The organism is Mesorhizobium marinum (genome assembly GCF_040813675.1).
GTDB lineage: Bacteria > Pseudomonadota > Alphaproteobacteria > Rhizobiales > Rhizobiaceae > Mesorhizobium_K > Mesorhizobium_K marinum.
Genome location: NZ_JBFOCI010000003.1, coordinates 223,868 through 247,196, shown reverse-complemented (window position 1 = coordinate 247,196; position 23,329 = coordinate 223,868). Strand labels below are relative to the sequence as shown.

Genomic DNA, 23,329 nt, shown 5'->3' with positions numbered 1-23,329 from the left:
CCGAATCCAAAGAACCTAGATTCGTTGGAGCGACTTGGGTAGCGGCTTGGTCGAGCAATTCAGATGCATCTCGCGAGCGAGTTTGCGCCGCTGCTTTTCCTGATGCTCCTTTGCTGCCGCTGCGATTGCAAGGCCATACGGGCCGAGCAGGGCGCCGGCCGCCCAACTGACTTTCCGCTGCTCGAAGGTGGCGGCCTCCGCCCGCGTCGTCCTGCATTGAGGGGACTGCCATTTGGGATCTTTGGGTGAAAGCGTGGCCGCATATTCTGCGGGAGTCGAGGTGCAACCGCCAGCGATCGCAGCCACAATGCATACTGCAAGCCATTTTGTCATGGATCTCGCCGCCGTCCGTGTCAGCACTATCTGCCACGGCAATCGTTAATAACTGGCGACAGCAGAAGACAAGGGTACTCCGCCATGCTTCCAAGGATCGTAATCATTTTTGCGACGCTGGCCCTGCTAGGCTGTCAGGCGCAATCTACCGCCACGCCATATCAGCCCGCAAACTGCGCCATGGTTGGTTCGTCCTGTGGCCGGACGCATCAGTTCTTCTGAAGACGGAGCAAGGTACCGAATCCGGGGATCTGGTCGTTTGAGGCCGCATACGCGAGCGTCTACCTCAATATGCTCCATCGGCATGGCGGAGAGGATGGGATTCGAACCCACGAGAAGCTTTCGCCTCTACTCCCTTAGCAGGGGAGCGCCTTCGACCACTCGGCCACCTCTCCGTCGCGCGCTGGATAATGAAAAGGCCAGGCACAATCAACTGGAATACCTGTCGGCGTCGAAAAAACAGGTGCTGGCCCGGAAACGCTCGAATCGACCGGCATCGTCGGGACCTCGCGATTCCCCGGGTTTTTGCCACCCTGCAAAGCGGGCTGCACGATGCGCCGGGGGTCCAATGGTTAACCTAAGCTTTCCGCCGCCCGCCAAATCGTGTCATTTGTGCAACAGCGCGTCGGGATAGCGGTCGGCGGGTCGTGGCAAAGCCCATATCGTGGTTGAACGACGAACCGTGATGGGTAATGTCGGCGGTGAAGAAGCAGCGCGGTGCGCATGTTTTTTCGGAATTGGGGATGGGGCAGGGAAAGCTGTCCTTCAGCAAAAAAGCCCAGACCCGCTTATTAACTTTTGACTGGAGGTCAGAAAATGAACATCAAGGGGCTGCTTCTCGGCTCTGCTGCGGCGATGGTCGCAGTGTCCGGTGCGCGCGCCGCCGACGCGGTGGTGATCGCTGAGCCGGAACCGATGGAATACGTTCGCATCTGCGACACGTACGGCGTCGGCTTCTACTACATCCCGGGCACCGAGACCTGCTTGAAGGTCTCCGGCTACGTCCGCTACGACATCGGTATTGGTGACACCAACGGCCTCGTTGACGTCGTCGATAAGGATGACATCGACGATGCGTTCTTTGACGATCGCGACGTTGATACCAACGACACGTACTTCAAGCGTGCTCGCTTCCAGCTCCGCGTCGACAGCCGCACCGAGACCGAACTCGGCACGCTGCGCACCTATGCTGCGGTCAATTTCAACTATGACACGCAGACCAATGGTGTTAAGGTGTTCGGCATTCAGATCGACCCCGGTGCGTACGGCTACGGCATCACCACGTCGAACGACTATGTCAGCATCGAGCATGCCTACATCGAACTCGGCGGCTTCCGCGTCGGCAAGACGGACTCGCTGTTCTCGACCTTCACCGGCTACGCGTCGGGCGTCGCGAACGACGGTATCATTCCGTACGGTCCGTTCGGCACCCACCAGATCGCCTACACCTTCAACGGCGGCAACGGCTTCTCGGCCGCGGTTGCTCTTGAAACCGGTGATGGTGGCGGTACGGGCAGCTACCTCCCCGCTCCGACTCCGATTAGCATCGACGCCTTTGCGATCGACAGCTACGTTCCGCATGTGGTCGGCGGCGTCGGCTACACCGGCGGTTGGGGTGGCGTTTCGCTCGTTGCCGGCTATGACTCGGTCTGGGAAGAGTTCGCAGTCAAGGGTCGTGTCGACTTCAACATCGGCGACGCTCTGTCGGCCTTCGTGATGGCCGGCTGGGGTTCGAAGGATGACGATAATTTCGGCCTGAACTACTACGCGCAGTGGGGTGGCGATTGGGCCTTCTGGCTCGGCGGCGCCTGGAAGTTCAGCGAGAAGATGACGGCGAACCTCGAAATCGGCTACGATGATTTCGACAACTTCTCGACGGTCGTTGGCCTCGACTACTACTTGGTCGACAACTTCCTCATCAAGCCGGAAATCATCTACACCGACAACTTCGACAGCGACGACGATGCTGACGCTTTTGGCGGCTTCCTGCGTCTGCAGGCCAACTTCGGCGGCTGATAGGCTGACGACGTAAGTCTCAAGGCGGCCCGCGCTCAACCGAGCGCGGGCCGTTTTTCTTGTTTCCGGTCGGCACGACCGCGCGGCCCTCAGGCACAAGTCCTGCGTGGGGGACGAAAGTCGGTTTGAATATCGGAAAGCCCGGACTGCGGCGTCCGAGGCGAAACGCTCTCTGCCCGCAGGCCCCTGTGCCTTGCCGTCGATATTCGGCAAGCCCCGTCCGCTTCTCCGCGGAAGGGCGCTCTCCGCGACGCCGCGGGTCAGGCGGCCGTCACGCCTCCGCCTTGTCGAAGAACGCGGCCAGCGCCTGCGGCAGGTCGCCGGTCTCGAGCATCGGCGGGTGGCCTTGCCCCTCCACCGTGATCGTCTGGCAGTCCGGATGCCGGTTCGCCATTTCCGCCAGCGTGGCTGCCGAGAGCAGCTTGGAGTTCCCGCCGCGAACGACCAGCATCGGCATGCCCCGCAGCGCCTCGAACAGATGCCAGATGACGGGGATCGGCTTGTCGAGGTCGAAACCCTTCACCACCTTCAGAAGCGCTGGGTCGAAGTCGGCGACCGGCCGTCCTTTCTGTTCCCTGTAGATCGCGTCTGCGAATCGCGTCCAGTCGGCGTCGGAAAGCGCTGGGAAGGCTGCGCCGTGCGCCGCCTTCTGGATGGCCACCGCTTCGGCCATGTCCCGCGGCTTCGGCGCCTGTTCGAGGTAGGAGCGGATCTGCGCCAGCCCTTCGCCTTCGATGGCCGGCCCGATGTCGTTGAGCACCACGCTCCTGATTGCGGTGGGGCGCACCGATCCGAGCCGGTGGATGATCAGCCCGCCGCGCGAGGTGCCGATGAAGTGTCCCTTTTCGACGCCGGCCGCGACGAGTCCCGCGACCACGTCGTCCGCCTCGACGACGACATTGTAGTTCTTCCAGGCGCGGTCGTAGGCCGAGAGCCCGCGGCCGCGATAGTCGAACACGACGACCTTGCGCGGGCGTTCCTCGCGCCGCGACAGGTAGAGCGCCAGCTCGTGGAAATCGCGGGCATTCCGCGAAAGGCCCGGCAGGCAGACGACCGGCGTGGTGTGCCTCAGCCCCTCGCCATAGACGGCGGCGTGCAGCTTCAGCCCGTCGGTCGCGGAATAGTAGAGGTCTGTGAATCCGGAATCTGCGGTCATTGCGGCTGCCCGATCTGTGGTCGCCCCTGCAGATAGCATCGGCTGGCCCGCTCGGCAAAGCCGGGACGGCCAGGGAAATCGTATCCGCCGTGTTATTGCGAGGCCGTGACCTGCCGGCCCCTGACCAGGTCGCTCTCGATGTCGAAGCTGCCGGAGAGCCGCATCTTGTAGACCTGGTAGTTCTCCATCACGCGCTGGACGTAGCTGCGCGTTTCCTCGAAGGGAATGCGCTCGATCCAGTCGACCACCGCATCGACGTCCTGTCCGCGCGGGTCGCCGTAGCGTCGCATCCACTGGCGCGCGCGACCCGGCCCGGCATTGTAGCCAACGAAGGTCAGCACATAGGAGCCGTCGAAGCGGCCGAGCTGCTCGCCCAGGAAGGCCGCGCCAAGCGTCGCGTTGTAGCCGGCGTCGGTTGTCAGCTTGTCCATCGAGTAGGCGAGACCGGCCTTCTTGGCGACCGACTTCGCGGTGCCGGGCAACAGTTGCAGCAGACCGCGGGCGCCGGCATGCGAGACGGCGCCGACATTGAACTCGCTTTCCTGGCGCGCGATCGCATAGGCGAGCGCCTTGCCCGAGGCGGAGATTTCTGCGTCGGCCGGGATCGCGCCGACTGGGTGCGACAGCGCGCCGATGTCCAGTCCGCGGCCGGCGGCGATCTTGCCGACCTTCAAGGCAAGCACATGGTTGCCCCGGCTGTCGGCCATCGCGGCGAGCAGGGCCAGTTCGGCCGGTGCGCTGAGTTCGTCGGCGAGCGCGCGATAGAGCGTATCCGCCATCGTCAGGTAGCCGCAGCGTTCGAGAAGCCGGATCGCCCGCACCGTCTCGCGCCGCTCGAACCGGTCGCGGTCGAGCGCCGTCGGCTCGGGATAGTCGACGTTGAGCGTCCTGCCGCCGATTCGCTCGGCGGCGAGCTGGCCGTAGAAGGTGGTGCCGAAGGCGGCCGCCTTTTCGTAATACGCTTTTGCGTCCGCCGGCGACGTGCGGCCGGCCTGCGTATCGATCGCGGCGCCCGCCTCGACCGCGCGGCCGAGCCAGTAATAGGCGCGCGCCAGCGAGATCGAGCCGCTGGCGAGGTCGGCGATCCGCAGGAAGTGTTTCGCGCCCGTGGTGGCGTCGTTCAGGCCGCGAAACGCATACCAGCCGGCATGGAATTCCGCATCCGCCGCTTCGACCGGGCTTTCGGCCGAATGCGCGGCGGCGATCCGGTAGGCGAGCTTCATGTCGCCCGCGTCCATCAGTTCGCGCGACAGAACCCGGCGCTCCAGCCACCACGCATCGGCATCCGCCAGCGATCCGGCATCGGTCGGCGCCATCAGCATCAGTTCGGCGGCCTCCGCGAACTTCTCCTTGCGCCGCAGGTATCGGGCCGCCGCGAAGTAGTAGCCGGCCGAGCGCATCTCCTTCGGCACTGCCTTCAGCAGTTCGGAAGCCTTCTTCTCGTTGCGGATGACCGCCGCCCATGCCTTTGCCAGCGGCTCGGCGCCGGCGAGCTTGGCCACCCGCTCGGCTGCGCTGATGCGTTCGGCGTGCAGCATGCGCTCCATGCGCCAGCGGTGGTCTTCGGGCGTCAGGAGTTCGCCGAATTCGCGGATGATGCGCTGCTCCTCCGGCGCCTCCATTTTCCTGGTGCGCCAGAACGGCGACAGGACGGCCCAGGCTTCTTTCGTCTGGCCGAGCGACACATTGGCCCGCGCCAGCAGCACGACGCCGTCGAGCGTGCGCGGCTGCGACGATCCGAAGATCTCGATCACCCTGCGGGCGTCAGGGTCCTCCCGGTAGAGCGCACGCTCGCTGTTCCGGCGCATCGCCGCGACGCCCGGCCAGTCGGGCAGGACCACCGCCGCGGCAGCGATGTCGAGGCTCGGTATGTCCGGCCCCCCGTCCATCGCGATGGCCCAGGCGAGAATATGGCGGTCGAGCGATCCCTCCGGCTGGCGGTCGCGGATACGCCGCGCATTCGCGACTTCGCCGCGGCTGAGTGCGTCGAGGCCGAACTGCAGTGGAAGCAGGCGCCCGCGCGCGGCGATGTCTCCCGCGTCCGGCAGGACGGGCATCGCCATTGTCGGTTGCTCGGCGGCCTCCTGCGCGGCGGCGGGCGTCAGCACCAGCGATGCGGCGAGAAGCGTGAAGCAGCTTGCGCGGCCCCGATGCGGCTTGCTGATCATGTCCTGTCCTTACACGAATTGGACCGGAACGGGTAGAGCGAGCCTACCGGCCGGATGGTGAACGGTCGGTAAACCATGTGCTTCCCGGCGCTCGTGGTGGGCGGCGAACCGCAACTTGGCCTATGGTGCGCGGCTCGGCTTTCGGCTAGAAGCCGCACGGGAGTTGAAGAAATCCATAGCAGCCGCCGGAGTACCGAATCATGCTGAGAGGCTCTCTCACCGCGCTTGTCACGCCGTTCGACAAGGACGGGCGCATAGACGAGAAAGCCTTTCGCGCGTTCGTCGACTGGCAGATCGCGGAGGGCACCGCCGGGCTCGTGCCGGTCGGCACGACCGGCGAATCCCCGACGCTCTCGCACGACGAGCACCGCCATGTAGTGAAGACCTGCATTGCCGCGGCGAAGGGCAGGGTGCCTGTCGTCGCCGGGGCCGGCTCCAACAACACCGACGAGGCGGTCGGCCTGGTCAGGTTCGCCGAGGAGGCCGGCGCCGACGCCGTGCTGGTCGTCACGCCCTACTACAACAAGCCGACCCAGCGCGGGCTCTATGCGCATTTCGCGGCCGTCGCGAAGGCGACGACGCTGCCGGTCATCATCTACAACATTCCGCCGCGTTCGGTCATCGACATGACGCCCGAGACGATGGGCAGGCTCGCGCACGACTTCAAGAACATCGCCGGCGTCAAGGATGCGACCGGCAAGGTGGAGCGCGTCTCCGAGCAGCGCCTGTCCTGCGGCAAGGGCTTCATCCAGCTGTCCGGCGAGGACGCCTCGGCGCTCGGCTTCAACGCCCATGGCGGCGTCGGCTGCATCTCGGTCACCTCCAACGTCGCGCCGCGCCTCTGCGCGGAGTTCCAGGCGGCGACGCTGGACAACGACAAGGAAAAGGCGCTCGACCTGCAGGACCGGCTGATGCCGCTGCACAAGGCGATCTTCATCGAGCCGGGCGTCGCCGGCGCCAAATACGCGCTGTCGCGCCTGGGCAAGATCGAGAACGTCGTGCGCTCGCCGCTGACCACCGTCGAGGAGGCGACCGCGGAGAAGATCGACGCCGCAATGAAGTCCGCAGGGTTGATAAACTGACGCGGCGCGTCCACCTAGGCCTGCATGAACCAGATCAAGAAAGCCGATCCGAACAACCGGACCGTGGCGGAAAACCGTAAGGCGCGCTTCTCCTACGAAGTGCTCGATACGGTCGAGGCCGGCCTGGTGCTGACCGGCACCGAAGTGAAGTCGTTGCGCCAGGGCCAGGCCAACATCCAGGAATCCTACGCGTCGCTCGAAGGCGGGGAAATCTGGCTGATCAACTCGTATCTGCCCGAATACCTGCAGGCGAACCGCTTCAACCACGAACCGCGCCGCCGCCGCAAGCTCCTGCTCAGCAAGCGCGAGATGGCGAAGCTCGGCCAGGCGGTCGAGCGCGAAGGCATGACGATGGTGCCGCTCAAGATCTACTTCAACGACAGGGGGCGCGCGAAGCTGCTGCTCGCGGTCGCGCGCGGCAAGAAGCTGCACGACAAGCGCCAGACCGAGAAGAGCCGCGACTGGGCGCGCGAAAAAGGCCGCCTGCTGAAGGAGCGGGGCTGAGCACGCGCTGACGGCGCTTGAGCGCGATCTTCGTGATCGAATGTAGGCCGGATCGTCAGGTTCCGTTCGCACGAGTCTGGAGCGTCTGCTGGCCTCTGACAGGGTTGCGTGTGACCATGACCGGCAGACAATCCATGCGACGCTACCTGTGGGGCCTGATCGGCGTTCTCCTTCTTGGCTGCGTCGCGCTCGGCGTCGGCTATCTCTACCTGATGCCGTTCTCGCCGGATCGGGCCGCCCATCCCCTTCGCGGCATCGACGTTTCCAACCATCAGGGCGTGATCGACTGGAAGCGCGTCGCGGCTGACGATGTCTCCTTCGCCATCATCAAGGCGACCGAGGGCGGCGACTGGGTCGACAGGTCGTTTTCACGGAACATGGCGGGAGCGAAGGAAGCCGGCCTCGCCGTCGGCGCCTATCACTTCTTCACCTTCTGCCGGGCGGGTGTCGAGCAGGCCCGAAACTTCATCGCGACGGTCCCGCGCGACCCGTCCTTGCTTCCGCCTGTCGTCGACGTCGAGTTCCACGGCAACTGTCCGCAACGCCCGGCGCCCGAGACGCTGTCCATCGAACTGGCGGCGTTTCTGGAGCCGGTGGAAGCGCATTTCGGCAAGCCGGCGATCATCTATCTGGCCGGTGACGCGGAAGATCTCTACGCCGCTGTCATGCCGGATCGTCTGCGCTGGGTCCGTTCGCTCGCCCGTCATCCCGCGCACGAGGACTGGGTGTATTGGCAGTACAGCGACGTCGGTCGCGTCGACGGCATAGAGGGCGATGTCGATCTCGATGTGATCCGGGGAGGACTGTCCCGCCTGACCGGATTGACCCGTCCGGCGGATTGAATCTAGTTCCGCAGGAAATCATCTATCTCGCTGAAAACGCTGACGAACATGTCTTCCGTCAGAACGCCGGTATTGGTGTTGTAGCGCGAGCAGTGGTAGCTGGAGAACAGCGCCACGCGATCCAGGTCGTAGCGCGCGCCGTGCTTGAACGGCAGCGCCGCGACGCGCTGGCCGAAGGCCCTGACCGTCGATTGGTGGGCGATCGCGCCGAGCGCCAGCACCGCGCGCAGCTTCGGCAGCCCGGTGAGCGCCGGTGTCAGGAACTGCCGGCAGGCCGTGATCTCGGCCGGGGTCGGCTTGTTCTCCGGCGGCACGCACCGCACGGCGTTGATGATCGCAGTCCCGACCAGTTCCAGCCCGTCGTCGGGCCGCGCCAGGAACTGCCCGCGCGCCAGCCCGAACCGGATCAGCGTCGAATAGAGGAGGTCGCCGGCATAGTCCCCGGTGAAGGGGCGCCCGGTCCGGTTGGCGCCGCGCAGCCCCGGCGCAAGTCCCACCACGAGCAGCCGGACCGCATCTTCCCCCTCCGGGGGGAGGAACGCCGGCACCGGTGCGTTGAACCAGCCCGGTTCGCGTCCGCGCCAGTTGTCGCGAAAGTCTTTCAGGCGCGGACACAGCGGGCAGTTCCGCCCCGGTTCGGTCAAGGTCTCGGTCATGTCTGGGAATCAGGCGTCGGCGTCGTCGTCGACCGGTTCGGGCTTGCGGACTGGGCGTTCGCTCGGCTCGCGTCCCAGTTCGCCCTTGAGCGACATCAGGTCGATGAAATTGTCGGCCTGCCGGCGCAGGTCGTCCGAGATCATCGGCGGCTGGGAGGCCATGGTCGAGATCACGCTCACCTTCCGGCCGCGCCGCTGCAGCGCCTCGACAAGGGTGCGGAAATCGCCGTCTCCCGAAAAGATGACATAGTGATCGACATGATCCGAAAGTTCGAGCGCATCGACAGTCAGTTCGATGTCCATGTTGCCCTTGATCTTGCGCCGGCCGGTCGAGTCGGTGAACTCCTTGGCGGGCTTCGTCACCACCTTGAACCCGTTGTAGTCGAGCCAGTCGATCAGCGGCCGGATGGAGGAATACTCCTGGTCCTCGACGAGTGCGGTGTAGTAGTAGGCGCGGATGAGGTAGCCGCGCTTCTGGAAGCTGGCCAGCAGCTTGCGGTAGTCTATGTCGAAGCCCAAAGCCCTCGATGTTGCGTAGAGATTGGCGCCGTCGATGAAGAGTGCGATCTTCTCGCGGGGATCAAACATGCCCGGGACCCTTCTGAAATATGCAATGGACCAAAACGTATTTCATTAGCGTCGATGTCCGGGGAAATTCAATTCCGGACATCTTGGTTCCCCGACTATCGGCGCAAAATCGCGCATTTCCAAGGAATTCGGCCGGCAAACAATAAAATGTGATCCCGGGGGGCCGGTTGGACGGCTGCCGGCCATATCGGCGGGCCGCCCGGGAGGGCAGGCCAAAATGCTTGTATTCCACGGCCTTTCGCGTTATGGACGCCGCCTGATTTCCAGTACATTCCGAACATGAAAGGGGCATTTGAATGGCCCGCGTAACCGTTGAAGACTGCATCGACAAGGTCGACAACCGCTTCGAACTGGTGCTTCTGGCCGGCCACCGCGCCCGCCTGATCAGCCAGGGCGCGCAGATCACCGTGCCGCGCGACAACGACAAGAACCCGGTCGTTGCGCTGCGCGAGATTGCCGACGAGACGCTGTCTCCCGACGACCTGAAGGAAGACCTGATCCACTCGCTGCAGAAGCATGTCGAGGTGGACGAACCGGAAAGCGACGGCCAGGAACTGGTCGACCAGGCCGGCTCGGGCGCCGCCGTCGATGCCGAAGAAGCGGAAGAGAACATCGCTTTCGACCGCATGAGCGAGGAAGAGCTTCTCGCCGGCATCGAAGGTCTGGTCCCGCCGGAAAAAAGCGACGACTTCTAGTCTTTGGACCAGCGCCGCCACTTTCACGGCGGCGCTTTGACCGCTATCTATGACATGCGCCGTAAACCTTTGCGGCGCATGATCTATTTCTGGCCCACGGACACTGCCCATGATGCGTCAATATGAGCTTGTCGAGCGCGTGCAGCGCTACAAGCCCGACGTCAACGAGGCATTGCTCAACCGGGCCTATGTCTACGCCATGCAGAAGCACGGCCACCAGCGCCGCGCATCGGGCGATCCCTACTTCTCGCATCCGCTCGAAGTCGCCGCGATCCTGACCGACATGCGCCTGGACGAATCGACGATCGCGGTCGCGCTGCTGCACGACACGATCGAGGACACCACCGCGACGCGCGCCGAGATCGACGAGCTCTTCGGGCCGGACATCGGCAAGCTTGTCGAGGGCCTGACCAAGCTGAAGAAGCTCGACCTGGTTTCCAAGAAGGCCGAGCAGGCCGAGAACCTGCGCAAGCTGCTGCTGGCGATCTCCGAGGACGTGCGTGTCCTTTTGGTGAAGCTCGCCGACCGCCTGCACAACATGCGCACGCTCCACCACGTTCCCGAGAACAAGCGCCTGCGCATCGCCGAGGAGACGATGGAGATCTACGCGCCGCTGGCCGGTCGCATGGGCATGCAGGAGATGCGCGAGGAACTCGAGGACCTCGGCTTCAGGTACATCAACCCGGAAGCCTACCGGACGGTGACCGAGCGGCTCGCCGGCGTCTTCGAGCAGAACAAGGGCGTGGTCGGCGACATCGAGCGCTCGCTGGGCGGGCTGTTCGAGAAGCACGGCATCAAGGCCGAGGTGAAGAGCAGGCAGAAGAAGCCGTGGTCGGTGTTCCGCAAGATGGAAGCCAAGGCGCTGTCCTTCGAGCAGCTTTCCGACATCTTCGGCTTCCGCGTGCTGGTCGACACGGTCGACGACTGCTACCGCGCGCTCGGCGCGATCCACACGACCTGGTCGATGGTGCCGGGCCGTTTCAAGGACTACATCTCGACGCCGAAGCAGAACGACTACCGGTCGATCCACACGACCATTGTCGGCCCGTCGCGCCAGCGCATCGAGCTTCAGATACGCACCACCGAGATGAACGACATCGCTGAATACGGTGTGGCGGCGCATGCGCTCTACAAGGACGGCGTGGGCAAGGCCAACGGGGCCGGGCATGCGCTCTCGAACGAGACAAACGCCTATGCTTGGTTGCGCCGGACGATCGAGCAGCTGTCCGACGGCGACAACCCCGAGGACTTCCTGGAGAACACCCGGCTCGAACTATTCCAGGACCAGGTGTTCTGCTTCACGCCCAAGGGCATGCTGATCGCGCTGCCGCGTGGCGCCATTCCGATCGACTTTGCCTACGCGGTCCACACCGATGTCGGCGACAGTTGCGTCGGCGCCAAGATCAACGGGCGCATCATGCCCTTGATGACCGAACTGAAGAACGGCGACGAGGTCGAGATCATCCGCTCGAAGGCGCAGGTTCCGCCGGCCGCCTGGGAGTCCATGGTGGTGACCGGCAAGGCGCGCGGCGCTATCCGCCGCGCCACCAAGAACGCCATCCGCAAGCAGTTTTCGGGTCTGGGCGTCAGAATCCTCGAACGCTCCTTCGAGCGGGCAGGCAAGTCGTTCAGCCGGGAGAGCCTGAAGCCGGTGCTGCACCGGCTGGCCCGCAAGGACATCGACGACGTGCTCGCCTCGGTCGGCCGCGGCGAACTGGCGTCGAGCGACGTGATGCGCGCCGTCTACCCCGACTTCAAGGATGAGCGCGTCACGCAGCCCCTGCAGCAGAAGGCGCAGCGCGAGGAAGGCTGGTTCAACCTGCGCAACGCCGCGGGCATGCTGTTCAAGCTGCCGACGCGGGCGCGCCGCAGCAAGGACAGGACCGACCACGAGGTCCGGGACGGCGCGGTGCCGATCCGCGGCGTCGGCGGCGACCTTCCGGTGCGTTTCGCCGACGAGGGCGCCGTGCCGGGCGACCGCATCGTCGGCATCCTGCAGCCGGGATCCGGCATCACCATCTACCCGATCCAGTCGCCGTCGCTGCAGGCGTTCGACGACCAGCCGGAGCGCTGGATCGACGTGCGCTGGGACATCGACGAGACGAACAAGGAGCGGTTCCCGGCGCGCGTGTCGGTCACCGCCATCAACGCGCCGGGCTCGCTTGCCGAGATCGCGCAGGTCATCGCCGTCAACGATGCGAACATCCACTCCCTGTCCATGATAAGGACGGCTCCCGACTTCACCGAGATGCTGGTCGATCTTGAGGTCTGGGACCTGAAACACCTCAATCGGCTGCTGACGCAGCTCAAGAACAACACCAGCGTCAGCGATGCGCGGCGCGTGAACGGCTGAACGGAGCGACGATGGACACTGGTGAAGTCTTGGAGATCTTCCGCGAGGCCGGCGCCGTGCTGGAGGGCCACTTCATTCTGACCTCCGGCCTGCGCAGCCCTGTCTTCCTGCAGAAGGCGCGCGTCTTCATGCATGCCGACAAGACCGAGCGCCTCTGCCGGGCGCTTGCGGACAAGGTCCGCGCCGAGGTGCCCGGCCGCATAGACTATGTCGTCGGCCCGGCGATCGGGGGGCTGATCCCGGCCTACGAGACGTCGCGCCATCTCGGCGTGCCCGCTATCTGGGTCGAGCGCGAAAACGGCGTGTTCCGCCTCCGCCGATTCGAGATCGAGAAGGGCGCGCGCGTGGTGATCGTCGAGGACATCGTCACGACGGGGCTGTCCATCCGCGAGACCATCACCTGTCTGCGCGACATCGGCGCCGATGTCGTCGCCGCCGCCTGCATCATCGACCGCTCTGCCGGCAAGACCGATGTCGGCGTGCCGCTGGTCGCGCTCGCGGAATACGAGGTGCCGGCCTACCCGGCGGACAATTTGCCGCCGGAACTGGCGAAGCTGCCGGCCGTCAAGCCGGGCAGCCGCAACATCTGAGGGCTGGAAAAGGGATGCCGCGCAACCGCAGAACCTCGACGCCGGCCGCGCCATGATCCTCGGCATCGGCAGCGACCTCATCGACATCCGCCGCATCGAGAAATCGCTGCAGCGCCATGGCGAGCGTTTTGTCGCGCGGGTGTTCACCACGGTCGAGCGGGCGCGGGCGGAGGGCAGGGCGCAGCCCGCGGCGTCCTACGCGAAACGCTTCGCCGCCAAGGAGGCCTGTGCGAAGGCGCTGGGAAGCGGCATCGCCGAGGGCGTGTTCTGGAGCGACATGGGAGTGGTCAACCTGCCGAACGGCCGGCCGACCATGCACCTGACGGGCGGAGCCGCCGAAAAGCTCGAGAGGCTGTTGCCCGCGGACCACCGCGCGGTCATCCACCTCACGATTACGGACGAGTTCCCCATGGCGCAGGCCGTCGTCATCATCGAGGCGGTTCCCTACGGTTAGGCCGGCGGACGGGCAATGCGATTGCCCCATGCGGCTTCTGACCTTATATCCAACGGCGCACAATCGAGGACGGTATGAGCGTGGCTGACAAAAGCGAGAAGAAATCGGGCGGTCTCGGCGAGACCGTGAGCGTGATCGTGCAGGCGCTGCTGCTGGCGCTGGTCATCCGCACGCTGTTCTTCCAGCCGTTCTCGATTCCGTCCGGCTCGATGCGGCCGACTCTGCTCGAAGGCGACTACCTCTTCGTGACCAAGTGGGCCTACGGCTACTCGCGCTATTCGCTGCCGTTTGGTCCCAACCTGTTTTCGGGCCGCATCTGGGACACGCCGCCCGAGCGCGGCGACGTCGCCGTGTTCAAGTTCCCGCCGAACCCGTCGCTGGACTACATCAAGCGCGTCATCGGCCTTCCCGGCGACCGCATCCAGATGCGCGACGGCCAGCTCTACATCAACGACCAGGCAGTCCCGCGCGAGAAGATCGGCGAAATCGACAATCCCGACATCACCGAGGTCGACCGGCCGGTCGACGTCTATCGCGAGACCCTGCCGAACGGCGTCTCCTACGACACGCTGGACCTGACCCGGAACGGCCTGGGCGACGACACCCGCGAGTTCGTGGTGCCGCCGGGCCACTATTTCATGATGGGCGACAACCGCGACAATTCGACCGACAGCCGCTTTTCGGTAGGCTTCGTGCCGGAAGAGAACCTGGTCGGCCGCGCCAACATCATCTTCTTCTCGATCGCCGGCGGCGCGAGCCCGCTCGAGATCTGGAAGTGGCCGTCGCTGATGCGTCCGTCCCGGCTATTCAACTGGGTTGGCTAGGGACCGGCTTCATGCCCTTGAAGCGTCCGACGGGCGAAGCGCTGGCCAGGGAGATCGAGGCGAAGACCGGCTACGGCTTCAAGGATCTGCGCCTGCTCGAGACGGCCCTGACGCATTCAAGCGCGGTGAAGGCGGCCAGCAACAACGAACGCCTCGAGTTTCTCGGCGATCGCGTGCTCGGCCTGATCGTCGCCGACATGCTTCTTGCGCAGTTTCCCGACGCCAGGGAGGGTGAGATCGCGCCGCGCTTCAACGCGCTCGTCGATGCCCGCGCCTGCTCGAAGATCGGGATGGAGATGCAGCTCGGCGATGTCATGCGGGCGGATTCGGCGCTGAAGTCGCGCGGACGCAAGGCCGGCGGCAACTACCTCGCGGACGCCGTCGAGGCCCTGATCGCCGCCATCTACATCGACGGCGGCATGGAGGCGGCGCGCACCGTCGTGCATCGTCTCTGGGGCCCGCTTGCCGTTCTCGCCGTGGAGAAGCCCGCCAATCCGAAGGGCGAACTGCAGGAATGGATCGCCAAGTCGAGCGACGCCCGGCCGGCCTACGTGATCGAGGGACGCGAGGGACCGGACCACCAGCCGGTCTTCACGGTTTCGCTTCGGGTCGCCGGTTTCGAGCCGGCGACCGGTACCGGCGCGTCGCGCCGCGCCGCGGAAGAGGCGGCAGCCTCGGCGTTTCTGGTGAGAGAGGGCGTATGGACGCCCGAGAAAGGGGCGGCAGCATGACCACCGAACAACCGACCCGCTCCGGATTTGTCGCCCTGATCGGCGCGCCGAACGCCGGCAAGTCCACACTGGTCAACCGGCTGGTCGGCGCCAAGGTGTCGATCGTCACCCACAAGGTGCAGACGACGCGCGCAATCGTTCGCGGCATCGCCACCCACAACAACGCCCAGATCGTCTTCGTCGACACGCCGGGCATCTTCAAGCCGCGGCGCAGGCTGGATACGGCAATGGTGACGACGGCCTGGGTCGGCGCCAAGGACGCCGACGTCGTGCTGGTGCTGATCGACGCCGAGCGCGGCATCAAGGGCGATGCCGACGCCTTGCTGGACAAGGTTGCCTCCGTCCCCCAGCCGAAGGTTCTGATCCTCAACAAGGTCGACCGGGTCAAGCCGGAGGCTCTGCTCGAGCTCGCCAAGGCGGCGAACGAGCGCGTCGCGTTCCAGCGCACCTTCATGGTTTCGGCGCTCACCGGTTCGGGCTGCGACGATCTGCTCGATCATCTGGCCGAGACGCTTCCCGAGGGGCCCTGGTACTATCCGGAGGACCAGATTTCCGACCTGCCGATGCGCCAGCTCGCGGCCGAAATCACCCGCGAAAAGCTCTACCTGAGGCTGCATCAGGAACTGCCCTATTCCTCGCACGTCGAAACCGAAAAGTGGGAAGAAAAGAAGGACGGCTCGGTTCGCATCGAGCAGGTCATCTATGTCGAGCGCGACAGCCAGAAGAAGATCGTCCTCGGCCACAAGGGCGAGACCATCCGCGCCATCGGGCAGGCCGCCCGCAAGGAGATCGGCGACATCCTCGAGCAGACCGTCCACCTGTTCCTGTTCGTCAAGGTCCGCGAGAACTGGGGCGACGACCCCGAACGCTACCGCGAGATGGGGCTGGATTTCCCGCGCTAGCGCGGCGTCGCTACTCCGGCCCCAGCGTCTTCTCGAACCAGAAGTCGGCATAGGGATTGTCGTTGTAGCGCTCGATCATGCGGTAGCCGGCCTTGCGATAGAGGGCCTGCGCCTCGGAGAGCGTGCGGTTCGTGTCGAGCACCACCCTGGTCAGGCCGGACTGGCGCGCCGCGTCCTCCAGTGCCGCAAGCAGGCGCCGGGCGACGCCCAGCCCGCGCGCCTCGGGCGCGACCCACATGCGCTTGATCTCGGCGGTCGAATGCCCTGTCGGCTTCAGCGCGCCGCATCCCACCGGACGGCCGTGCAGGCGGGCGATCAGGAACGCGCCGGCGGTCTCAGCGGGCTTGCCTGCATAACCGCCATCGCCGGGGTCGAAGCCACCCGGGAACCGCGCCGCGAGCTCGCCGAAATAGGACGCCACGCACCATTGCGCATCTGCGCTGTCCTCGGGTTCCGGCATGATGGCGATCGATGCGGCCTTCATCAGCGTCTCGACCTCGGTCATGGCCGCGACCAGCCGTTCGCGCTGCGACCGGCTCAGGGGAGCGAGCAGCGATGCTGCCAGATCGTCCGAAAGCGCGTCATAGGCCTCGCGTTCGGCGCGGCCGCGATCGGTCAGCGTGACCAGCCTGCGCCGGCGGTCGGCGGGATCGCTCTGCAGCGCGACGAGCCCTTCGGTCTCCAGCGCCCTGAGCAGGCGGCTGGCGTAGCCGGAATCGAGACCGAGCCGTTCGCGCAGGGACGCGATGTCGCTTCCCTCGGGCGCGACCTCGAAGAGCAGCCGCGCGTGGCCGAGCGGGCGCCCGCGTCCGAGATAGCTGTCTTCCAGCGCGCCGGTGCGGTGCGTCACCGCGCGGTTGAAGCTGCGAATCTGTCTGACGGAAGCCATGTCCATTTCTCTGACTTTAGTCAGATATTTCCGTTTGCCAAGTCGCGCTGCGGCAGCGATCCTTGATTTCGCCTTCGAACCGGTGGAAGGCTCGATTGATGGAATGGCGCGACGAGGGAATCATTCTCGGCACCCGCAGGCATGGCGAGACGAGCGCCATCCTGGAAGTGATGACGCGCCTGCACGGCCGCCATCTCGGGCTGGTGCGCGGAGGGCGGTCGCGCAAGCAGCAGCCGCTGCTTCAGGCCGGCAACAGGGTCGACCTGCTCTGGCGTGCCAGGCTCGACGAGCATCTGGGCACGTTCCAGGTCGAGGCGCTCGACCTCAACGCTGCGCGGCTCTTCGACAGCGCCTGCGCGATCTACGGGCTTCAGACCCTGGCCGGGCACCTCAGACTGCTGCCTGAGCGCGACCCGCACGAACGGCTCTATGAAACGCTCGGCCTCGTGATCGACCATCTGGACGACCCCGCGGCGGCCGGCGAACTGGTCGTGCGCTTCGAGGTCATGCTGCTCGACGAACTCGGCTTCGGGCTCGACCTCTCCGAGTGCGCGGCGACCGGATCGCGCGTCGATCTCGCCTATGTCTCGCCGAAGTCGGGCAGGGCAGTCTCGCGGGACGCCGGCGAACCCTGGCGCGACAGGATGCTGGTGCTCCCATCCTTCCTGCTCGAACCGGGACAGCGAGCCGATGCGTCGGCGGTGGCGCAGGCGTTCCTGCTGACCGGCTTTTTCTTCTCCCGCCATGTCTACGAACCCCGTGGTTTCGGCGAGCCAGAAGCGCGATCGGCGTTTCTCGGCGCGCTGCGTCGGCATCGGCCGGGAGCGCATGCGGACGGCGGGGAAAGCGCTGCGTGAAGGCGGCGCCCGGGGGAACACATGATTGATGGTCTGATCGGCATTGTGGCGTTCATCGCGCTGGTCGTCGTCGTGGCGCGCCAGAACAGCCGCATTGGTCTTCTCGAACGCGAGATCGGCGCGCTGCGCAGCTTCGTTCTCGCCAACCCGCCCGCGGCGGTCGCCAAGGCCGAGGACGAGGCGGCCGCCGCAGAGACGGTTGCGGCCGAAGTCGCGCCGGTCGAAACGCCGGCCGCCGAAGCCGCGGCCGATACAGCGGAAACGCCGGAACAGGCAGGACCCTGGGCCGCCGCGGCAATGTCGGCCCCCGCCGAGGAGCAGTCCGCCGCCGACTCACGGGCGGAGCCCGATGCCGTGGCCGTCCGGCCGGCGGCCTCGACGCCCGACATCGAGACGGCGCTCGGCACGCGCTGGGCGATATGGGTCGGCGGACTGGCGCTGGCGCTGGGCGGGCTGTTTCTCGTGCGCTACTCCATCGAGGCCGGCATCTTCGGCCCGGGCGCGCGCCTCACCATGGCCGGTCTGCTCGGGCTCCTCCTTGCCGGAGGCGGCGAGTTCGTCCGACGCCGGGGTTTCAAAGTGCCGCTCGAAGGCGCGGCGGGCGCCTACGTGCCGGGTGTTCTCACGGCGGCCGGCGCCTTCACGCTGTTCGGCGCGGTCTATGCCGCACACGGCATCTACGGTTTCCTTGGGCCGGCGGCCGCATTTTTGCTCCTCGGCGTCATCGGCGTCGCCACCATCGCTGCGGCTCTTGTGCACGGTCAGGCGCTGGCCGGCCTCGGCTTGCTCGGCTCGATGATGACCCCGGCGCTCGTTTCGTCCCAGTCGCCGAGCGCATGGACCCTGTTCGGCTATCTCGCGATCGTGCTCGTCGCAAACACGGCGATTGCCCGTCTGCGCAGCTGGGACGTTCTGGCTGCCGCCGGCTTTGCCTGCACCGGCCTGTGGACGCTCGCCTATCTGTTCGACTCGCCAAGCGTCGACATGATCGCCGTGGTGGCGATCAGCGTCGTCACGCTCGGCGCGCTTGCCCTTGTCTGGCTGAGGCCGGGCGGTGAAGGCGACCAGGCCGCCTGGCCCGCCGTTGTCCCGGCGGTCTTCGTCGCCCTGACGGCGGCCGTCCTGATGTCCGCCCCCGAATACCAGGTGCTCGGCGGCGCAGCCTACGGTTCGGCGCTGATATTCGGCATGATCGTCGTCGCCTTCTACCGGCCGGGCGCCGTGTCTCTTCTCCATGCTGCTGGCGTCGCCACGGTCCTTGTCAATGTGAAGCTTGCGCTGACGGGATCGTTTACGTTGCAGCTCCCGGGCGGAGACCTGTCCTTCGAAGGGTTCGAAGCGTCGCCGTTCGCTGCGGTCCTGGGGCAGGCAGGCCTGGTGCTTGCGGTGCTGTTTCTCGTCGACGGCATCTGGGGCGCATGGCGCGCGATTGCCTCTGCGCCCGCGCGGGCTGCGGCATGGACCGGCTGGGCGGTGCTTGTGCCGCTCGTCGTTCTCGCGTCGCAATGGATCGCGTTCGGCGACCTCGACCGCGATCTGGGCTACGCCCTCGCAGCAGTGATCCTCACCGCTGCGTTCGTCGCTTGTGGCGAGATCCTGGCCCGGCGGGAAAGCCCGCCGCTGACCGGCGGTCTCGCCGTGTCGTTCGCCTTCATCGGAGCCTGCGTCGCAGCCGTTCTCGCGCTGCACATGAGCTTCGGCCCGCTTTGGACGACGGTGCTGACCGGCGCGCTTGCCGTGGTGCCGGCCGTCGCGACACGCATCCGCGCCTATCCCGTGCTGGGCTGGCTCTGCGTTCTCGTGGTGGTTGTCGTCGTCGGCCGCATCGCGGTCGATCCGACGATCGTCGGCGCTTCCCTGCTGGGCAGGACGCCGGTCTTCAACGCGCTTCTGCCCGGCTACCTCATCCCGGCGCTCGCCTTCGCCTTCGCTGCCTGGCAGCTTTCCCGCACGACCGGCGGGCGGCCGCGCCTCATCATGGAGGCGGCGGCGGTCCTGCTCGCGCTGCTGACCGTGGCGATGCTGGTGCGCCATGCGATGAACGGCGGCGTCATCAACTCTGGCGCCCCCACGCTCGCGGAGCAGGCCGTCTACACGCTGATCGCGCTCGGTGCCGGCGCCATCCTTGTGGCGCTCGACATGCGTTCGCCAAGCTCGGTGCTGCGCATCGGTTCGCTGGTCGCAGGCGTCGCCTCGGCGGCGTTCGTCGCCTTCCAGCATTTCCTGTTCCTGAACCCGCTGATCACCGACGAATCGACCGGCCGGATACCCGTCTTCAACCTGCTTTTCCTGGCCTATCTGCTGCCTGGCATCGCCGCCGGCGCGCTGGCGGTCTATGCCCGCGGCAGGCGTCCGCGCTGGTATTCGGCGATGCTCGGCCTGCTCGCGGCCTTGCTGTTCTTCGCCTATGCGACGCTGTCGATCCGCCGGCTTTTCCAGGGCGAGCACATCGCCTACTGGACCGGTATGAGCCAGTTGGAGACCTACGCCTATTCGGCGCTCTGGCTGGTCATGGGCGTCGGACTGCTCGTCGCCGGTGTCCGGCGGCGGTCGCAGGTGCTGCGCATCGCGTCGGCGGCGCTGATCGCGGTCGCCGTGGCGAAGGTGTTCATCTTCGACATGTCCGAGCTTGAAGGCGTGCTGCGCGCGCTGTCCTTCATCGGTCTCGGCGCCGTGCTCATCGGCATCGGCCTGTTCTACCAGAAGCTGCTCGCCAGGTCGGCGAGCGCCGAGCGCGCGCCGGACCCGTAGGCGGCCCGCGCCTATTCGGCCGGCAGCGCCGCCAGCCGTTCGACCGGCTTCTCCTCGATCGGCCAGTGAACGATCGCGGCGAACAGGCCGAGCGCGACCCCGATCCACCAGACCGGATCGTATGAGCCGAAGTGGTCGTAGAGATAGCCGCCGAGCCAGACCCCGAGGAACGAGCCGATCTGGTGCGACAGGAAGACGACGCCGCCGAGCATGCCGAGGTGGCGGGTTCCGAACATGATTGCGACCAGCCCGTTGGTCGGCGGAACGGTCGACAGCCACAGCAGCCCCATCACGATCGCGAAGACGATCACGCTGGTCGGCGTCTGCGGGACGAGCAGGAACACGGTGACCGCGATCGACCGGCCGATGTAGATCCACGCCAGGAACTTCGGCTTCGAGTAGCGCTGCCCGATGATGCCCGCCGACAGCGAGCCGATGATGTTGAAGAAGCCGATCAGCGCAAGCGCGATCACCGCGTAGCGGGCGTCGATGCCGAGGTCGTCGATATAGGCGGGGAAATGCGCCGTGATGAAGGCCACCTGGAAGCCGCAGACGAAGAATCCGGAAACCAGGAGCGTGTAGCTGCGATGGTTCATCGCCTCGCGCAGCGCCGCGCCGACGGTCTGCTGGGCGGCCATGCGCGCGGCCTCGGCATTGTGCGAACTGCCGCGCAGCGGGATCGCCAGCAGCGGCACGGCAAGCATCATCACCGCCATGATCACCAGGCTCTGCGACCAGCCATAGGCGTCGATCAGCCCCTGTCCGATCGGGGCGAAGAGAAACATCCCGGCGGAACCCGCCGCCGTGCCGATGCCGAACACGATCGACCGCTTTTCCGGGGGCGTGTGGCGGGCGAAAGCGGCAAGCACGATCGAGAAGGAGCCGGCGGCGACGCCGAGGCCCACCAGCACCCCGCCGCCGATATGCAGCATGGCCGGGCTGTCGGCGACCGCCATGATGTAGAGGCCGGCGGCGTAGATCAGGCCGCCGAGCGTCAGCACGCGCCACGTGCCGTAGCGATCGGCGATGGCGCCGAAGAACGGCAGGCTCAATCCCCAGAACAGGTTCTGCAGGGCCATGGCGAGGCCGAAGGTCGTGCGGTCCCAGCCCTTTTCCGCCAGCATCGGAATCTGGAAGAAGCCCATGGCCGAGCGCGGCCCGAAGGTCAGCGCGGCGATCGCGCACCCGCAAATGATGATCAGCCACGGCACTGCCCGTGCGCTGGCGCTTGTCCTTGCCTGTGTCTGAGCAGTCATCTGTCGCGGTCTCCGGGGACGGTCGCCCTTTTACTCCCGCGGCGATCTTCCGCATAATGAATAGGTCATATGGATCGCTTCAACCAAATTGATGCAAGGTCGGAAGAATCGGCTCCCCGAAAACGTTTGACAGCAAAGGGCCACGGCAGGCGTCCGGCTTGTGCCGCGGGACGAACAGGGGTTCAATCGACTTGAAGTGGCGCTGAGACAGGCCGGAATGGAAGATCGGAAGGCGGCCATCCTTGCGGAAATACCCCGGCTCAGGCGCTATGCGCGCGCGCTCGTGCGCGACCGCGACGCTGCCGACGACCTGGTGCAGGACTGTCTTGAGCGGGCTCTGGCGCGCATGGACAACTGGCGTACCGGCGACAATCCGCGGCGTTGGCTGTTCACCATCATGCACCACCTGTTCGTGGACCAGACGCGCCGTACCAAGCGCCGTGGTGAGGTCGCCATGCTGAATCTGGACGATTCCGAAGCGTTGTCGGTGCAGGCCGACCAGTCCGAAAGCGTTGCTTCGCGCGAGATCGTCGATGCGCTCCAGGCGATCGGCCCGGAGCGCCGCGCCGCGCTGGTCATCGTAGGGGTCGAGGGCTTTTCCTATGCCGAGGCCGCGGCGATGCTCGGCATCCCGGCCGGCACGGTGATGTCGCGCGTTGCCCGTGGCCGGGAGGAACTGCGCGGCCTTCTCGACGACATGCACCGCCGGCGCGCTATCAGGGTGGTCGAGCGATGACCCGGCGCGATTTCACCGAACGCGACATTCACATGGCGCTCGACGGCGAGATGCCGCAGGACGAGCGCGACGACTTCGCCGCCTGGCTCGACGCCAATCCGGAGATGAAGTCCAGGAGCAGCCGGTTCGAGGCAGATCGCGAGCGGCTGCGTGCCAGCCTCTCGGACGTACTGGCCGAACCGGTGCCGGAACGATTGACGGCATTGGTCGCCGGCGAAACGCCCAAAGCCACTGCGCGCGCCCCGCGCTGGCGCATGGCGGCCGCTGCAGCGCTGCTGCTCGCGCTCGGCGCAGGCGGCGGCTATTTCGCCGGGGCCGCCCGGCTGGGCATGGGATCGGAAACGGCGGAGGATCTATCCGAAGCCGCCATCGCCGCCCACGCCGTCTATGCCGCGGAACAGCGTCATGCGGTCGAGGTCGGCGCCGGCGATCGGGATCACCTCCTTGGTTGGCTCTCCAGCCGGCTCGGGCTGACGCTGGTTGCCCCCGACCTTTCCTCCGATGGATTTGAACTTGTGGGCGGCCGGCTCCTGCCGGCCGGACACCGCAGTGCGGCCATGCTGCTCTACGAGGATGCGAAGGGAAGCAGGCTGTCGATCTACGTCACCCCTGAAGGCGCGGCGAAGTCCTGGGGAACCTATGACGAGGAGCAGGGCGACCTGCGCGCCATCTACTGGCTAGACAAGGGTTGGGGCTGCGCCGTGGTCGGCACGCTTGCGCCGGAAAAGCTGCTCGAACTCGGCCGCAAGGCCTATAGGCAGATGCTCGCCGGGGCAGGCATGGCGTGACGCTCCGGGCCGCCGCGGCGGTGCCCGGCAAGCCGGCGGACGGGCGTCACAATTCGGCCCGAATCGAGGCGCGATTGCGCAAAGTTGCCCCTGCGTGAGAGGCCCGGGCAGAGTTCAGTCCAACAGCCGTTTCTCTTCCCTTTGCGACGAGGCTTCCG

General features: G+C 66.1%; 22 protein-coding genes and 1 tRNA gene. 15 read left to right on the top strand and 8 right to left on the bottom strand.

Features of this window, described 5'->3' with window-relative positions; translation table 11 throughout:
- Positions 1–15: 15 nt before the first annotated feature.
- The gene (locus tag ABUE31_RS12045; protein ID WP_367723846.1) at positions 16–333 is read right to left on the bottom strand and encodes a hypothetical protein; all 318 of its coding nucleotides are present in this window, start codon (positions 331–333) and stop codon (positions 16–18) included.
- A 305-nt stretch (positions 334–638) separates the two neighbouring features.
- Positions 639–728: transfer RNA gene (locus ABUE31_RS12040), tRNA-Ser, on the bottom strand.
- A gap of 421 nt (positions 729–1,149) precedes the next feature.
- Between ABUE31_RS12040 and ABUE31_RS12035 the strand changes: the two genes are divergently transcribed.
- Positions 1,150–2,349 carry a porin gene (locus ABUE31_RS12035; RefSeq protein ID WP_367723845.1) on the top strand — a complete coding sequence of 400 codons (1,200 nt, stop codon included), beginning with the start codon at positions 1,150–1,152 and terminating at the stop codon, positions 2,347–2,349.
- Between the two features lie 271 nt (positions 2,350–2,620).
- On the opposite strand, the gene ABUE31_RS12030 is transcribed toward ABUE31_RS12035, so the two are convergent.
- Together ABUE31_RS12030 and ABUE31_RS12025 are read right to left on the bottom strand one after the other, a co-directional pair.
- Positions 2,621–3,505 carry an alpha/beta fold hydrolase gene (locus ABUE31_RS12030; protein WP_367723844.1) on the bottom strand — a complete coding sequence of 295 codons (885 nt, stop codon included), beginning with the start codon at positions 3,503–3,505 and terminating at the stop codon, positions 2,621–2,623.
- A gap of 92 nt (positions 3,506–3,597) precedes the next feature.
- Positions 3,598–5,673, bottom strand: coding sequence for a lytic transglycosylase domain-containing protein (locus tag ABUE31_RS12025; protein ID WP_367723843.1), 2,076 nt, complete (start codon positions 5,671–5,673; stop codon positions 3,598–3,600).
- 200 nt (positions 5,674–5,873) lie between these two features.
- On the opposite strand from ABUE31_RS12025, the gene dapA reads away from it, so the two are divergent.
- The 3 genes from dapA to ABUE31_RS12010 all read left to right on the top strand — a co-directional run bounded on the left by dapA (position 5,874) and on the right by ABUE31_RS12010 (position 8,101).
- Positions 5,874–6,755 (top strand): 4-hydroxy-tetrahydrodipicolinate synthase, encoded by an 882-nt coding sequence (gene dapA, locus ABUE31_RS12020; protein WP_367723842.1) that lies wholly within the window; start codon positions 5,874–5,876, stop codon positions 6,753–6,755.
- A 24-nt stretch (positions 6,756–6,779) separates the two neighbouring features.
- Positions 6,780–7,259 carry an SsrA-binding protein SmpB gene (smpB, locus tag ABUE31_RS12015; protein WP_367723841.1) on the top strand — a complete coding sequence of 160 codons (480 nt, stop codon included), beginning with the start codon at positions 6,780–6,782 and terminating at the stop codon, positions 7,257–7,259.
- Positions 7,260–7,393: 134 nt separating this feature from the next.
- Positions 7,394–8,101, top strand: a complete 708-nt coding sequence (locus ABUE31_RS12010) for a glycoside hydrolase family 25 protein (protein ID WP_367723840.1) — start codon at positions 7,394–7,396, stop codon at positions 8,099–8,101.
- A gap of 2 nt (positions 8,102–8,103) precedes the next feature.
- On the opposite strand, the gene ABUE31_RS12005 is transcribed toward ABUE31_RS12010, so the two are convergent.
- Together ABUE31_RS12005 and ABUE31_RS12000 are read right to left on the bottom strand one after the other, a co-directional pair.
- Complete coding sequence (locus tag ABUE31_RS12005) at positions 8,104–8,757, bottom strand: uracil-DNA glycosylase (RefSeq protein WP_367723839.1); 654 nt, start codon at positions 8,755–8,757, stop codon at positions 8,104–8,106.
- Between the two features lie 9 nt (positions 8,758–8,766).
- The gene (locus ABUE31_RS12000) at positions 8,767–9,345 is read right to left on the bottom strand and encodes a LabA-like NYN domain-containing protein (protein WP_367723838.1); all 579 of its coding nucleotides are present in this window, start codon (positions 9,343–9,345) and stop codon (positions 8,767–8,769) included.
- Positions 9,346–9,641: 296 nt separating this feature from the next.
- On the opposite strand from ABUE31_RS12000, the gene rpoZ reads away from it, so the two are divergent.
- From rpoZ to era, 7 genes are all read left to right on the top strand, one after another.
- Positions 9,642–10,040, top strand: a complete 399-nt coding sequence (gene rpoZ / locus ABUE31_RS11995; protein ID WP_367723837.1) for a DNA-directed RNA polymerase subunit omega — start codon at positions 9,642–9,644, stop codon at positions 10,038–10,040.
- 109 nt (positions 10,041–10,149) lie between these two features.
- Positions 10,150–12,393, top strand: coding sequence for a RelA/SpoT family protein (locus ABUE31_RS11990; protein ID WP_367723836.1), 2,244 nt, complete (start codon positions 10,150–10,152; stop codon positions 12,391–12,393).
- Between the two features lie 11 nt (positions 12,394–12,404).
- Complete coding sequence (gene pyrE, locus ABUE31_RS11985) at positions 12,405–12,983, top strand: orotate phosphoribosyltransferase (protein ID WP_367723835.1); 579 nt, start codon at positions 12,405–12,407, stop codon at positions 12,981–12,983.
- 52 nt (positions 12,984–13,035) lie between these two features.
- Positions 13,036–13,437, top strand: coding sequence for a holo-ACP synthase (acpS, locus tag ABUE31_RS11980; protein ID WP_367723834.1), 402 nt, complete (start codon positions 13,036–13,038; stop codon positions 13,435–13,437).
- A gap of 74 nt (positions 13,438–13,511) precedes the next feature.
- Positions 13,512–14,261 carry a signal peptidase I gene (lepB, locus tag ABUE31_RS11975; protein ID WP_367723833.1) on the top strand — a complete coding sequence of 250 codons (750 nt, stop codon included), beginning with the start codon at positions 13,512–13,514 and terminating at the stop codon, positions 14,259–14,261.
- A gap of 11 nt (positions 14,262–14,272) precedes the next feature.
- Positions 14,273–14,992, top strand: a complete 720-nt coding sequence (gene rnc / locus ABUE31_RS11970) for a ribonuclease III (RefSeq protein ID WP_367723832.1) — start codon at positions 14,273–14,275, stop codon at positions 14,990–14,992.
- Positions 14,989–15,894 (top strand): GTPase Era, encoded by a 906-nt coding sequence (era, locus tag ABUE31_RS11965; protein WP_367723831.1) that lies wholly within the window; start codon positions 14,989–14,991, stop codon positions 15,892–15,894. Before rnc ends, era begins: the two co-directional genes overlap by 4 nt.
- Positions 15,895–15,904: 10 nt before the next feature.
- Here era and ABUE31_RS11960 read toward each other — a convergent pair whose 3' ends face one another.
- Positions 15,905–16,783: a bifunctional helix-turn-helix transcriptional regulator/GNAT family N-acetyltransferase gene (locus tag ABUE31_RS11960; RefSeq protein WP_367723830.1), complete on the bottom strand. Its 879-nt coding sequence runs from the start codon at positions 16,781–16,783 to the stop codon at positions 15,905–15,907.
- A gap of 98 nt (positions 16,784–16,881) precedes the next feature.
- Here ABUE31_RS11960 and recO point away from each other — a divergent pair, with 98 nt between their 5' ends.
- Together recO and ABUE31_RS11950 are read left to right on the top strand one after the other, a co-directional pair.
- On the top strand, positions 16,882–17,640 hold the full coding sequence (gene recO / locus ABUE31_RS11955; RefSeq protein WP_367723829.1) for a DNA repair protein RecO: 759 nt from the start codon (positions 16,882–16,884) through the stop codon (positions 17,638–17,640).
- Positions 17,641–17,661: 21 nt separating this feature from the next.
- Positions 17,662–20,391 carry a DUF2339 domain-containing protein gene (locus tag ABUE31_RS11950; protein WP_367723828.1) on the top strand — a complete coding sequence of 910 codons (2,730 nt, stop codon included), beginning with the start codon at positions 17,662–17,664 and terminating at the stop codon, positions 20,389–20,391.
- An 11-nt stretch (positions 20,392–20,402) separates the two neighbouring features.
- Here ABUE31_RS11950 and ABUE31_RS11945 read toward each other — a convergent pair whose 3' ends face one another.
- The gene (locus ABUE31_RS11945; protein WP_367723827.1) at positions 20,403–21,647 is read right to left on the bottom strand and encodes an MFS transporter; all 1,245 of its coding nucleotides are present in this window, start codon (positions 21,645–21,647) and stop codon (positions 20,403–20,405) included.
- Positions 21,648–21,864: 217 nt separating this feature from the next.
- On the opposite strand from ABUE31_RS11945, the gene ABUE31_RS11940 reads away from it, so the two are divergent.
- The gene (locus tag ABUE31_RS11940; protein ID WP_367723826.1) at positions 21,865–22,383 is read left to right on the top strand and encodes a sigma-70 family RNA polymerase sigma factor; all 519 of its coding nucleotides are present in this window, start codon (positions 21,865–21,867) and stop codon (positions 22,381–22,383) included.
- Entirely contained in the window at positions 22,380–23,171 is a 792-nt protein-coding gene (locus ABUE31_RS11935; RefSeq protein WP_367723825.1) for an anti-sigma factor family protein, read from the top strand. Before ABUE31_RS11940 ends, ABUE31_RS11935 begins: the two co-directional genes overlap by 4 nt.
- Positions 23,172–23,329 lie beyond the last annotated feature (158 nt).

What these genes read in the sequence shown, in the direction of transcription:
- ABUE31_RS12045 (WP_367723846.1), bottom strand. Translation starts at nt 333, where the DNA reads ATGACAAAATGGCTTGCAGTATGCATTGTGGCTGCGATCGCTGGCGGT.
- ABUE31_RS12035 (WP_367723845.1), top strand. Translation starts at nt 1,150, where the DNA reads ATGAACATCAAGGGGCTGCTTCTCGGCTCTGCTGCGGCGATGGTCGCA.
- ABUE31_RS12030 (WP_367723844.1), bottom strand. Translation starts at nt 3,505, where the DNA reads ATGACCGCAGATTCCGGATTCACAGACCTCTACTATTCCGCGACCGAC.
- ABUE31_RS12025 (WP_367723843.1), bottom strand. Translation starts at nt 5,673, where the DNA reads ATGATCAGCAAGCCGCATCGGGGCCGCGCAAGCTGCTTCACGCTTCTC.
- dapA (WP_367723842.1), top strand. Translation starts at nt 5,874, where the DNA reads ATGCTGAGAGGCTCTCTCACCGCGCTTGTCACGCCGTTCGACAAGGAC.
- smpB (WP_367723841.1), top strand. Translation starts at nt 6,780, where the DNA reads ATGAACCAGATCAAGAAAGCCGATCCGAACAACCGGACCGTGGCGGAA.
- ABUE31_RS12010 (WP_367723840.1), top strand. Translation starts at nt 7,394, where the DNA reads ATGCGACGCTACCTGTGGGGCCTGATCGGCGTTCTCCTTCTTGGCTGC.
- ABUE31_RS12005 (WP_367723839.1), bottom strand. Translation starts at nt 8,757, where the DNA reads ATGACCGAGACCTTGACCGAACCGGGGCGGAACTGCCCGCTGTGTCCG.
- ABUE31_RS12000 (WP_367723838.1), bottom strand. Translation starts at nt 9,345, where the DNA reads ATGTTTGATCCCCGCGAGAAGATCGCACTCTTCATCGACGGCGCCAAT.
- rpoZ (WP_367723837.1), top strand. Translation starts at nt 9,642, where the DNA reads ATGGCCCGCGTAACCGTTGAAGACTGCATCGACAAGGTCGACAACCGC.
- ABUE31_RS11990 (WP_367723836.1), top strand. Translation starts at nt 10,150, where the DNA reads ATGATGCGTCAATATGAGCTTGTCGAGCGCGTGCAGCGCTACAAGCCC.
- pyrE (WP_367723835.1), top strand. Translation starts at nt 12,405, where the DNA reads ATGGACACTGGTGAAGTCTTGGAGATCTTCCGCGAGGCCGGCGCCGTG.
- acpS (WP_367723834.1), top strand. Translation starts at nt 13,036, where the DNA reads ATGATCCTCGGCATCGGCAGCGACCTCATCGACATCCGCCGCATCGAG.
- lepB (WP_367723833.1), top strand. Translation starts at nt 13,512, where the DNA reads ATGAGCGTGGCTGACAAAAGCGAGAAGAAATCGGGCGGTCTCGGCGAG.
- rnc (WP_367723832.1), top strand. Translation starts at nt 14,273, where the DNA reads ATGCCCTTGAAGCGTCCGACGGGCGAAGCGCTGGCCAGGGAGATCGAG.
- era (WP_367723831.1), top strand. Translation starts at nt 14,989, where the DNA reads ATGACCACCGAACAACCGACCCGCTCCGGATTTGTCGCCCTGATCGGC.
- ABUE31_RS11960 (WP_367723830.1), bottom strand. Translation starts at nt 16,783, where the DNA reads ATGGCTTCCGTCAGACAGATTCGCAGCTTCAACCGCGCGGTGACGCAC.
- recO (WP_367723829.1), top strand. Translation starts at nt 16,882, where the DNA reads ATGGAATGGCGCGACGAGGGAATCATTCTCGGCACCCGCAGGCATGGC.
- ABUE31_RS11950 (WP_367723828.1), top strand. Translation starts at nt 17,662, where the DNA reads ATGATTGATGGTCTGATCGGCATTGTGGCGTTCATCGCGCTGGTCGTC.
- ABUE31_RS11945 (WP_367723827.1), bottom strand. Translation starts at nt 21,647, where the DNA reads ATGACTGCTCAGACACAGGCAAGGACAAGCGCCAGCGCACGGGCAGTG.
- ABUE31_RS11940 (WP_367723826.1), top strand. Translation starts at nt 21,865, where the DNA reads ATGGAAGATCGGAAGGCGGCCATCCTTGCGGAAATACCCCGGCTCAGG.
- ABUE31_RS11935 (WP_367723825.1), top strand. Translation starts at nt 22,380, where the DNA reads ATGACCCGGCGCGATTTCACCGAACGCGACATTCACATGGCGCTCGAC.